The following is a 9,995-nucleotide window of genomic DNA, read 5'->3' as shown; positions in this document are numbered from 1 at the left end:
GACCAGCTCCGACGACCCGAGCGCTCCCAGCAGAGCACGCCGATCAAAGGGGTCCCTTTTGGATGCCGATAGGGGGTCCCAGTCGAACGCCGATTGACAAAAAGCTCTTTCGCCTGGATGGTCCGTTTGGTGGGACAAGACCGTGACCGGCGATTTCAGACTAGCGATTGAGGCGGCAATAACGTCCGCCAAATGCGTTATCCCGATCTGGTCTGCTTCTTCTCGGCTCAGTCGAATTGTAATCGACGAAGCAAACCTAGCCGCTCAGAACAAAATTCCTCTTCTGCCGGTGATAATAGACAAGTCAGTGACGCCGCCGCTCGGCTTCGGATCGATTGACGGCGTCCAGCTTTATAACTGGAATGGCGAGCAGGATCACCCCGGACTAGCAAAGCTGAGAGACAAGCTGCGATTGGTCGTTCCACAAAGCGCAGCAAAGCGACCAGCGCGGTTTTCCGTGGGAGGTATAAGCATCGCTCCACCAACATTTTTCTTCTCGGTTTCCTCTCACGAAACGAGATTGACACCTCTCGAAGCAATCAAAGCTCTCGGCCTGTTTCGAGCGGAAGCCATACTGATCTCCGCATACGATGCGCTCCATAGCGAGAGCATTGCGGGATTCAATCGAGCCGTTAAAAAAGCGCAAAAGAGCGGCACGAAAGTTCTTCTCGACTCCGGAAACTATGAGGCTTCGCGCAAATCAGACAAGAAGTGGACGCGGTCCAAGCTCCATGAGGTTCTGAGAAGCACCCCCCACGATTTCGCATTCTGTTTCGATGAACTCGACCCGCCGAACAATCCCGACGGCATGGTGAAGCAGATTGCGGACTCGGTTAAGCGCGACTCGAAGCATACCTCCAAACCTGTGCTGCCTATAGTTCACGCGCCTCGCGCTAAAGACGGGACGTATAACTTGAAGTACATCCCGCACGTTGTTCGACGGCTAGCTGAGACGTTGGCTCCCCCCTTTATTGCGATCCCCGAACGAGAGCTGGGGGCCGGTCTCATTGCGAAAGCCAAAGCGCTTGCAAAGATACGAGCAGAGCTTGCTGCTTCGGGCCGGTACCAACCGATCCACCTTCTCGGCACAGGCAATCCACTGGCTATCGCCGTACTGTCCGCGGTCGGCGCAGACTGCTTCGACGGCCTGGAATGGTGCCGGGTTGTGGCCGACGCGGCTAGCAATGCGCTATATCACTTTGAGCATTACGATTTTTTCGCGTATCAGACGCGAGTCGCGCAATCGCCGATAGTCCGCGAAGCAGCAGGCAGCGACGCGATCAACTACGCCGGAAAGGTTATCTTCCATAACATGGACTATTTTGCTCAATTCGTCGGAGACCTGAGATCGGCAACTCACGGCGGCAAGCTCGTACGATTTCTGAGCGAGCGGCTGCCAACAGGAAGCATGCCTCAACTCGAAGCAGCCTTGCCGGAGGTGTTCTGAATGCGAACGATAGAACCTCACTTGCTTCGCGCCGCTGTCTCAGCAATCTGCCCAGATGTTGCATCTCGGACAGAGCAGCACAAAATGGAGACCAACGAACGCCTCCTATGGAGAGAGCTTTCAACCTGCCTGCTTAGCAGTCAGGTTCCATACGAACTAGCGGTCGCCGCAGCGGATAGCATCGATCGCTCCGCGATACTTCTTGATCCGTCGATTACAGATGTAGCCACAACCGCCAGCGCAATCGAGGATATCCTTCGGTCCCCCCTCGAAGTCGGGGGCCGCCATCGCAGCTACCGATTTTATGGCAGCAAGTCAGTTCAGCTCGCGAAAACGTGCTACGCTGTACGGCGCGACGGAGAAAGCCTGGTCGAACTTATAAGCACATTTGATGAGGCTGCGACTGCCCGCACGTGGTTTCTCCGACAAGCTCCGGGGATGGGTCCCAAGCAAGCGAGCATGTTTCTTCGCAATGTCGGATTCACATACCAGTTAGCCGTCCTCGACCGCCATGTCCTCAATTACATGACCGCTCTAAAGATCGGCACATCGAAAGCCACCGGCGACCTGAAATGGTATTACCGATGCGAACACGCGCTACAGGGGCATGCTGATGCTATAGGCTACCCAGTGGGACTATTGGACTGGGCCATTTGGATCGTTATGCGGGTGGCGCGGAAAAATTCGATGGTGCTTCCATGAGCGTGGTAACCCTTGTGTCGGGCGGTTTGGACTCAACGCTAGTCGCCTTTCTCACTCGCGAAACTGGTGTCCAGCAACACCCCCTCTTCATAAACTACGGGCAACGCGCTTACATCCGGGAGCTAAATGCCTGCAAAACGTCCTTGCAGGAAATTGGATTGCCGGAGCCGACTGTCGCGAACCTGCCCGGCTTCGGACAACTTATTAGATCGGGGCTCACGGACACCACACTTCGAGTGCATGAAGACGCGTTCACTCCCGGCAGAAACATGCTCTTTTTGCTTGTGGCCGCGGCGCATGCACACCAAGTAAACGCTGATGCGGTCGCCATTGGCTTATTGCACGAAAGTACAAGCCTCTTCCCCGATCAGACCTCAGGCTTTCTCAGCGACGCGCAAGCACTCATATCTCGATGCATGGGCAGGCCGATCAAAATTTTGGCTCCGCTCTCTTCGTTTTACAAGAAAGATGTCGTTGCGCTGGCAGCAAAAAAGGGAATTCGGGGCACATATTCTTGTCACGTGGGCGACGAAGAGCCGTGCGGCGTTTGTATCGCCTGCAGGGAGTTCAACTTTTAGGAGGCTAACATGGGAGGCGGCGGCGGTGGCGGTAGCAATCGGCTGGGCGACACGCGGGCTCTGGAAGAAAAAGCAAAGCGCGTGCTCGAAGGAGGCCGCAAAAATGTCTTCATAAGCTTTGCCCATGAAGATGTAGACGAAGTGAACCTATTGCGCGGTCAATCCAAAAATGAAAACAGCGACATTGAGTTCAATGACTTTTCGGTCAAAGAGCCTTACGATAGCGTGCGGGCAGAATATATCAAAGGCAAGCTGACTGAGCGGATAAATCAGAGTTCAACGACGGTTGTTTATCTTTCGAAAGACACGCCCACGAGCCAGTGGGTTCGATGGGAAGTCGAGAAGAGTATAGAGTTAGGTAAGCGGGTCATTGCTGTCCATGCAGGAAAGACCGCTCCAGGCCTTCCTAGTTGGGTAGGCCCCAATAAGATCAAGGTTGTTCCGTGGTCTTCGCTCTCCCAAGAGCTCAGTAAATCGTAGCTGGGAGCATTTCGTGATCGTAGCGGCCTTGGCAGGAAGACGAGTGGATGCAGAAGGAAGCAGCGTAGATAGCTTTCCGGCAGCGAACGTTTCTGCCGTTCAGAAGGCGATCGGACGTGTCTTCATCGAAGAGCGTATTGAGCTGCTTGTCTGTTCATGCGCGGCTGGGGCAGACATCTTAGCGCTTCAAGTCGCAGAGCAAATGCACATCGATCGCAGGGTAATATTGCCGTTTGATATTGATCGATTTCGAGCCACATCGGTGGTCGACCGGAGTGACACCTGGGGCGCATCATTCGACTCTTTGATCGAGATTGCCGAACGGTCTGGGCAGTTGAGGATCATAGCCGGATCGCGTTCAGACGCAGCGGCCTTCACGGAAACGAATAGAGCTATTGTGAAGGAGGCAGTAGCCGCCGCGTATCCGACCAAACCGGTCGCAATACTAGTATGGGACGGACATCCTCGATCTTCAGCTGATTATACAAATGAATTTCGTCAGTTCGCACTTCAAGCAGGCATGAGGGAGCGTGTAGTTCCGACACGATAGCGAAGTGGGTTTTATCTCTTGGCTCTTCGAAATCTTTCTCCCGCAAAAATCACAATCGCCCACCCGGGTCGAGCATCGAGTTGGGTCTGGTGAAGCCGCTGTTATTCTACTGCACGGTTTTTCCGGTGATACGAGAGCAACCTGGTCCGGCCTCCTGGACTACCTGCTCAATGAACCAAGCGTGGCGACGTGGGATGTCATCGGACTTGGGTTTCCATCCAGTCTCCGAATTGACGTTCCAAACGTCTGGACAGCAGACCCAGATCTGTCGATCGTGGCGCGCTCGTTCAACACGGCGCTGTCGCTTCCTCCTCTTAGAGATTACCAAGCAATTGCGATCGTTGCTCACAGTATGGGTGGTCTCGTTGCTCAGAGGGCGATCCTCGATAGTCCAGCGCTGGCCGCTCGTGTTGGTCACCTCTTGATCTTCGGAACTCCGAGCGGTGGTTTGCCAAAGGCTCGGCTCGTTTCCCGTCTGAAGCGGCAGTTTCGCGATATGTCTCCAAGGAGCGATTTCATCATTAGTCTCCGGGAGGATTGGAAAGAGCTGTATGGGACCGAGACGCCGTTTGATTTCCGTGCGATCGCCGGAGACCGCGATGAATTCGTTCCTGCTTCGTCGTCTTTAGTCCCGTTCCGCGCCGTTGAGCAGGCGGTCGTTCCGGGCAATCACCTCGGTATTGTGAAGCCGCCTGATAGCAAGCACCTGTCCGTAGCGATCGTCGTGGATTCACTTCGAGGGGGCCACCGGGCGTTGCCAGCGGCTGATAGCGCCAAGCTGGCTATCGAGATTGGGCGTTTCAAGCAGGCAATCGAGACATTGCTGCCTAACGTGGGGAGCTTGGATGATAACGCTCTCGTCAGCTTGGCCCTTGCTTTAGAGAGCAACAAGAGAGGCGCCGAGGCGCTCGAAATCCTTGAACGCTACCATCAGGGGGGCGTTTCCTCTACCGACGCGATGGGAACGCTTGCCGGACGCTTAAAGCGACGTTGGTTGACCAATCGAACGGCCTCAGATTTTGCTCGGGCAGTCGAATTGTATCAAGCAGGGCTGGAGCAGGCCGAGACGAACTCCGACTTTGATCAGGCCTTCTACCACGCAATCAATCTCGCTTTCTTACAGCTCATGAGTCTCCCGCCGTTTTCGGCGATAACTTCGCCCTGCCAGGAGATGGCAAAGCGGGCACTGGCACACTGCGATAAGTGCGCCGTTACTCACTGGCGTCTTGCTACTGAGGGCGAGGCATTCTTGATCCTCGGCGATCTAACAAAGGCGATCGAGCAGTACGGTAAAGCTATTGAACTCGCTGGATCTCAGCGGGAGATCGACTCGATGTATTCTCAGGCGTTTCGCGTTTCAGAGCGGTGCCATGGTGAGGCTGGCATCAAGAAGATCGAAGAGACATTTGGCCTGCGGCGGTAAGATTGGGGTGGTAGAGAGAGCCCATCGTAGAGGCGTAGCGCTTCGATTTTAGAGTTTTCTCCGGCGTCCCTCCGGCCGAAGTCGCAAAAGTGGGGCACCTATTTCAGAGGTGACCTCGCCAAGCGGCGGCGCGGAACACCCCTCAATGTCATTAGCCTGTCGGCTTCGAAGATGGGTTACCGAACATTCCTCTACCGCCAAGTGCGTTCAGAGACGTGCCGTGCATAAGCGTGAGTCGTTTTGACCCATGAAGGCGACATGAGGGCCCTAATGTGTGCTCCTGTGCGTCGGCCTTCAACGCTAGTAGTCAGCCCTTTACCAGGGTAGCGGCTTGGGTAGCTCGGGCATAACAGCCGACTTATACAAAATCTGCCATTAGCAGATATTCCGGGGTACGATTAGGATGAGCCAAAGGCTAGTCTGTGATGCGTCAGTCAGGGTCGTAGCCTTCTAACGGAAACGCTCGATGTTTGTATTTGTTTCGTATGCTCGTAAGGACGAGCTCATCGCTATCGCGTTAGTCAAAGATCTTCAAGGTGCAGGTCTCGACGTCTGGTGGGACGCACGGCTGGCAGCCTCAGAAGACTTTCACGACGCAATCGTTGATGCGATCTCTAAGGCTGCGGCGGCGATAGTCATCTGGAGCAAACATTCTGTAGCGAGCCGCTTTGTGCGTGATGAGGCACGGTTCGCCATCCATCACAACAAACTCATTTCTGTCCGCACACCTGAACTTGAAGTGATGGAAATTCCATTTGGCTTTCAAGGTCACCACACCGTTGTTGTCCATGAGCGCTCGATGATAATGACGGCTTTATGTCGACTCGGCTTTTCGCCCCTTCCAACCATGTCCAATCAAAAGGAAGACTCTGTCATTCAGAAACTCTTGGACGTGATTGAAACTTCGGATAGTGCACGCGACCGCCGAGATGCTGCTATTCGATTGATCACTGAGATCAGCAGCAAGCGAGAAGCCCCACAGCATATCCCGCTCAAAGATCCTCCTGGCGACACAGCGGAGCTGCAACGAAGCGCCCTGTCAGCCTTCATCAGAGGACTTTTCTTGATCGTGCCGGATTTTCAGCGAGGCCAACAGGGCTTCTGGTCCGCCATCGGAAGTATCATTGGTGTGATTTTACTCTCTACGGCACTCTTTATGGCTGACAACTTTCTTCAAATAGCCTTCGGTCTTCTAAGTTATTCTGATCCGCGGAGTGCAGCAATTGATCTCCTCGCTCTGGTCCCAGCCTGCCTGCTCACGATGATATTCACGAAGAGATTCATCCTGTCACGGAACTGGTTCCCAGCAGCGACGTTATCTCTCTTCTTGTACGTTCTAATCTCTATCGTCTCCGCATCCACTGGCACGACGATATCCGGTGTCTTGGGTTATGAGACCTATTCAAATCGATACTTCATGACGCTCGGAGCCGTCTTTATCGGGATGGCCGCCGTGGTCGCAGTTCATCTGTTGCACCTGATCAGACAGGTTAAATAGCGCAAACGCGATCACCTACCCTCGCTGTTGGCACAAGCGGTCGCGGCGGCACCTTTTTGGGGATTTGTCGTCCCGCTCGCGGCGAGTTGCGCTGCTTGCTTAGCTGTCGCCCCACCGCCTACCGCATAGTTATTTTCATCGATCGCTAATGACACGCATGGAGCAGATGCGTCTGTTGCAATCACTATGCGACAGCACGTAGCCAACGAGGGATCGCTGACCGAACAGTTGCTGAGCGCTTCCAGCAGTGTGCTTGCTGGAACTGTACCCTTCCCAAGTCCAATGGACTTGTTGATAGGACAAAACGCTATCGCCGCTGAATTGCCTTGACCAGGCAATGTATTGGCTTGCTGAGCAAGTGCCGCGCTCACACAAGCTACAGTTATCGTCGTAGAAAGTGCACTTAGTACGGGGCCAGCTAACTTCATTGCTGAACTATAAATCCCATCGAGGCCCTGCTGACTTGGGTCTTCGCAAGGTAGTCATTCTTGCCGATCACACGGGCCTCGAAGCCAGAATGATGAATGACCTTCGTTGTCCTCGGTAGAAGTTCCGCAAAAACGAGTTCTTGTTCCACGATCCCCAATTCCAGTGTAGATACTGCTGCGAATGTCGGCCGCCTTTGCACCTCGCGGGTATCGTTTAAAAGGCTGAATGTTGCTCGGATCGTTTCTTGGATGGCGTAGCGTGCCTTTGATAGAGCAATGCCACCTTGGATGATTGCGTCTGACAACTGCGATCCCTGCGCCACTGCGTTCGGATTGGCTTGGATAGACAGCACTACGGCGGAGCCAATGGACAGCAACAGACCGCGCCTGTTCAAAGCCATCCCCGGATGCAGGCGCTGGTATGCCAACATCTCCTCCACCTCACCGTCTAAAAGTCGACGCTCGTCAATAACAACAAACGGCATGACCAGTGGCTCCAATATTACCGGGCAAACTCAAGTAGTTCATCGCGATAGCTGGTGGCTTGACATCTATCGTCGAGCTTTGGGGCTTGTCCGCGCATTTTGATTTGAGATGCGCTTTCGATGCTTCCCGCAACATCGTATGGGGTCTTCCCGCAACGGAAATAATTGCTGAATACCCAGGCTGTACCGGAGATACTTTGACCAGTGCGTTTGCCGCTAAATAAAAGATCGCCAGGCTTTGCGCCGGCTTTAGTCATTCCCGTCCTTGGAGAGTCGTAGAAAATCTCGATAGTATCGCGGACGACTCGGAGCGTCATCGTTGAACCGTTATGATTCCATCCACCACGCCCCAATGGATCGGACGAGGACCCCGGCAAACATCGCAAGACATCTGACTGCGTACGGCCGTATCCCAAATTATTGACGGAGTTCTTCTCCGCCGCAGCCGCCGTCATTCCCGTTCCTACACCGTATGAGGCATGTTCTCCCATTGTTAGGGCTACGCACGGATTCTGAGAGTCGCCTGCAACGACTACTTTACAGCATTTTGCTCGCGTCGGCGTCGCCGCAATGCATTTCGTTATCGCTGCAGCCATGGTCTCTGTTGGATTGTCCCCAATTCCAACAGCAGGATCACCCTCTATATGGCAAAACGAAATTGCGATGGACTTCCCACGCCCTGGCATCACGTCTGTCCGGCCCTCGGTCTCATCCGTCCCATACCACCACTTTGCGAGAGTGCATTCCAAATCCTCGCCGCGAACCCAGCCCTCAATCGACTTCTCCAGCACATAGCGCCAGATTGAACCGGACACCTGTGCTTCCTTGTTTGTGTAGAGAAAGATGCCCTCTGAAAGCTGACCAATGACGCGTCCACCAGGTGCACTTAAGACATTGGTCGCCGCCATCACTTTGCATTCGCGAGTTTCGGCCTGCGCGTACGCCAATCCCGCGACGAGGGAGCTACAGAATAAGAACGAAAACAACGCGCAGCAGCTCCGCAAAAGCATTTGCGCCTCCTCGAAAAAGATCAAAGCATTGTTAGTCCAGCCACCTCTCGAAAGCTTCAGGCGACGGACGTTGGCTAGCAAAGCTGGCCCATTTTCTTGCGCAGCTAGTATCGCAGAAGTTGCGTGGTATGACTAGCCTCAGTGCATGCGGGGTAGCAATTGGTGCCAATGCCTGCCGGCTCGGTCGAAGAACTCCACAGCTCACAAGCGAAGTAGCGGGCCGGGAGGTTAGGTCCAGTGCGTGGGCACCGTAAGATATTCACCGAGGGTGCCTCACGCGAGATATGACCTGCTGGCAGCGACGTTGCAATTCTCCCCCGCCCCCCTTGATTGGCTACCGACGAAGCGTGCCACCTGCCGCCGCACAGAGTAACCATTTCGCAGTTGCCTGATGCCGCGGGCTTGAACTTTTCTCTTGCGACCGCTCGTCGGGTCATCTTCCCGCTCCTCCCCAGCCTGAGGACGACAATAGTCCGAAGGTAGAGGTTGCATACACCGGCGACATCAATCACCCAAACACCGGAATTGGGAGCTTGAGATGGACTATTGGGAGTTTACGAAGAGAGCAGGCACTGTACTCAGCCTAGCGAGCGTGGTGACGGCCTTTGCATGGTTCTGCTTCACTACGGTTTCTCGGATCAACACCCTCGAAGTGACCTTGCCCCCTGGACTTAATCCAGATTGAAGTTCGCTCTGGCCCATATGAGGACCAGAGCATGAAGCGCAGCCGCTTTTCGGAAGAGCAGATCATCGGGATTTTGAAGGAGCATGAGGCTGGCGTGTCGGTCGCCGATCTGTGCCGCAAGCACGGCGTCAGCGACGCCAGCATTTACAAATGGAAGGCCAAGTTCGGCGGGCTGGAGGTCTCGGAGGCCAAGCGGCTGAAGACGCTGGAGGATGAGAACACGCGGCTGAAACGGTTGCTGGCCGACGCCATGCTGGACAACGCAGCCTTGAAGGACCTCCTGGGAAAGAAGTGGTGACGCCCGCGGGGAAGCGGAAAGCTGTCGCCCATCTCCGAGACGCCTTCGGGATGAGCGAACGGCGGGCGTGTAAAGCCATCGGCTGCTGTCGCATGACCATCAGATACCAGACGACTCGGGCGGACGATGCCGGCCTTCGCCAGCGCATGAGAGCGATCGCCCAAGATCGCCGCCGCTTCGGCTATCGGCGCCTGCATGTTCTGCTAGAGCGGGAGGGCTATGTGGTCAACCACAAGAAACTGTTCCGGCTCTACCAGGAAGAGAGGCTCGCGGTCCGTCGCCGTGGTGGCCGCAAGCGGGCGCTCGGGACCTGGGCGCCGATGGTGGTGCCTATAGCGCCGAATGACCGCTGGTCGCTCGACTTCGTCTCGGACCAGCTCACCGATGGCCGCCGCTTCCGCATCCTGACCG

At 55.0% G+C, this 9,995-nt stretch carries 7 protein-coding genes and 2 pseudogenes; 7 read left to right on the top strand and 2 right to left on the bottom strand.

The genetic code is table 11. The annotated features are described in order from the left end of the window. Positions 1-127 precede the first annotated feature (127 nt). From IVA92_RS05610 to IVA92_RS05585, 6 genes and pseudogenes are all read left to right on the top strand, one after another. Positions 128-1,447, top strand: a pseudogene (locus IVA92_RS05610) (toll/interleukin-1 receptor domain-containing protein); the annotation flags it as partial. A gap of 653 nt (positions 1,448-2,100) precedes the next feature. After that, the gene (locus tag IVA92_RS05605) at positions 2,101-2,727 is read left to right on the top strand and encodes a 7-cyano-7-deazaguanine synthase (RefSeq protein WP_247281142.1); all 627 of its coding nucleotides are present in this window, start codon (positions 2,101-2,103) and stop codon (positions 2,725-2,727) included. Between the two features lie 9 nt (positions 2,728-2,736). Then, the gene (locus tag IVA92_RS05600; protein ID WP_247281141.1) at positions 2,737-3,207 is read left to right on the top strand and encodes a TIR domain-containing protein; all 471 of its coding nucleotides are present in this window, start codon (positions 2,737-2,739) and stop codon (positions 3,205-3,207) included. 13 nt (positions 3,208-3,220) lie between these two features. Beyond that, positions 3,221-3,757 carry a hypothetical protein gene (locus IVA92_RS05595; RefSeq protein WP_247281140.1) on the top strand — a complete coding sequence of 179 codons (537 nt, stop codon included), beginning with the start codon at positions 3,221-3,223 and terminating at the stop codon, positions 3,755-3,757. Between the two features lie 4 nt (positions 3,758-3,761). Continuing rightward, positions 3,762-5,180: an alpha/beta fold hydrolase gene (locus IVA92_RS05590; RefSeq protein ID WP_247281139.1), complete on the top strand. Its 1,419-nt coding sequence runs from the start codon at positions 3,762-3,764 to the stop codon at positions 5,178-5,180. Positions 5,181-5,646: 466 nt separating this feature from the next. Further along, entirely contained in the window at positions 5,647-6,678 is a 1,032-nt protein-coding gene (locus IVA92_RS05585) for a toll/interleukin-1 receptor domain-containing protein (RefSeq protein WP_247281138.1), read from the top strand. A 424-nt stretch (positions 6,679-7,102) separates the two neighbouring features. Here IVA92_RS05585 and IVA92_RS05580 read toward each other — a convergent pair whose 3' ends face one another. Both IVA92_RS05580 and IVA92_RS05575 read right to left on the bottom strand, forming a co-directional pair. After that, positions 7,103-7,591, bottom strand: a complete 489-nt coding sequence (locus tag IVA92_RS05580) for a hypothetical protein (RefSeq protein WP_247281137.1) — start codon at positions 7,589-7,591, stop codon at positions 7,103-7,105. 17 nt (positions 7,592-7,608) lie between these two features. Continuing rightward, positions 7,609-8,601 carry a hypothetical protein gene (locus tag IVA92_RS05575; protein ID WP_247534149.1) on the bottom strand — a complete coding sequence of 331 codons (993 nt, stop codon included), beginning with the start codon at positions 8,599-8,601 and terminating at the stop codon, positions 7,609-7,611. A gap of 716 nt (positions 8,602-9,317) precedes the next feature. Between IVA92_RS05575 and IVA92_RS05570 the strand changes: the two are divergent. Then, a pseudogene (locus IVA92_RS05570) lies at positions 9,318-9,995 on the top strand (transposase); the annotation flags it as partial.

Origin of the sequence: Bradyrhizobium sp. 154 (assembly GCF_023073875.1) — a bacterium.
In the GTDB taxonomy this organism is placed as follows: domain Bacteria; phylum Pseudomonadota; class Alphaproteobacteria; order Rhizobiales; family Xanthobacteraceae; genus Bradyrhizobium.
The sequence above is the reverse complement of the archived record's forward strand: the minus strand, read 5'-3'. Positions and strand labels throughout refer to the sequence as shown.

Excerpts from the sequence above, each read along its gene's own strand:
- IVA92_RS05600 (WP_247281141.1), top strand. The coding sequence starts at position 2,737 with ATGGGAGGCGGCGGCGGTGGCGGTAGCAATCGGCTGGGCGACACGCGG.
- IVA92_RS05585 (WP_247281138.1), top strand. The coding sequence starts at position 5,647 with ATGTTTGTATTTGTTTCGTATGCTCGTAAGGACGAGCTCATCGCTATC.
- IVA92_RS05580 (WP_247281137.1), bottom strand. The coding sequence starts at position 7,591 with ATGCCGTTTGTTGTTATTGACGAGCGTCGACTTTTAGACGGTGAGGTG.
- IVA92_RS05575 (WP_247534149.1), bottom strand. The coding sequence starts at position 8,601 with ATGCTTTTGCGGAGCTGCTGCGCGTTGTTTTCGTTCTTATTCTGTAGC.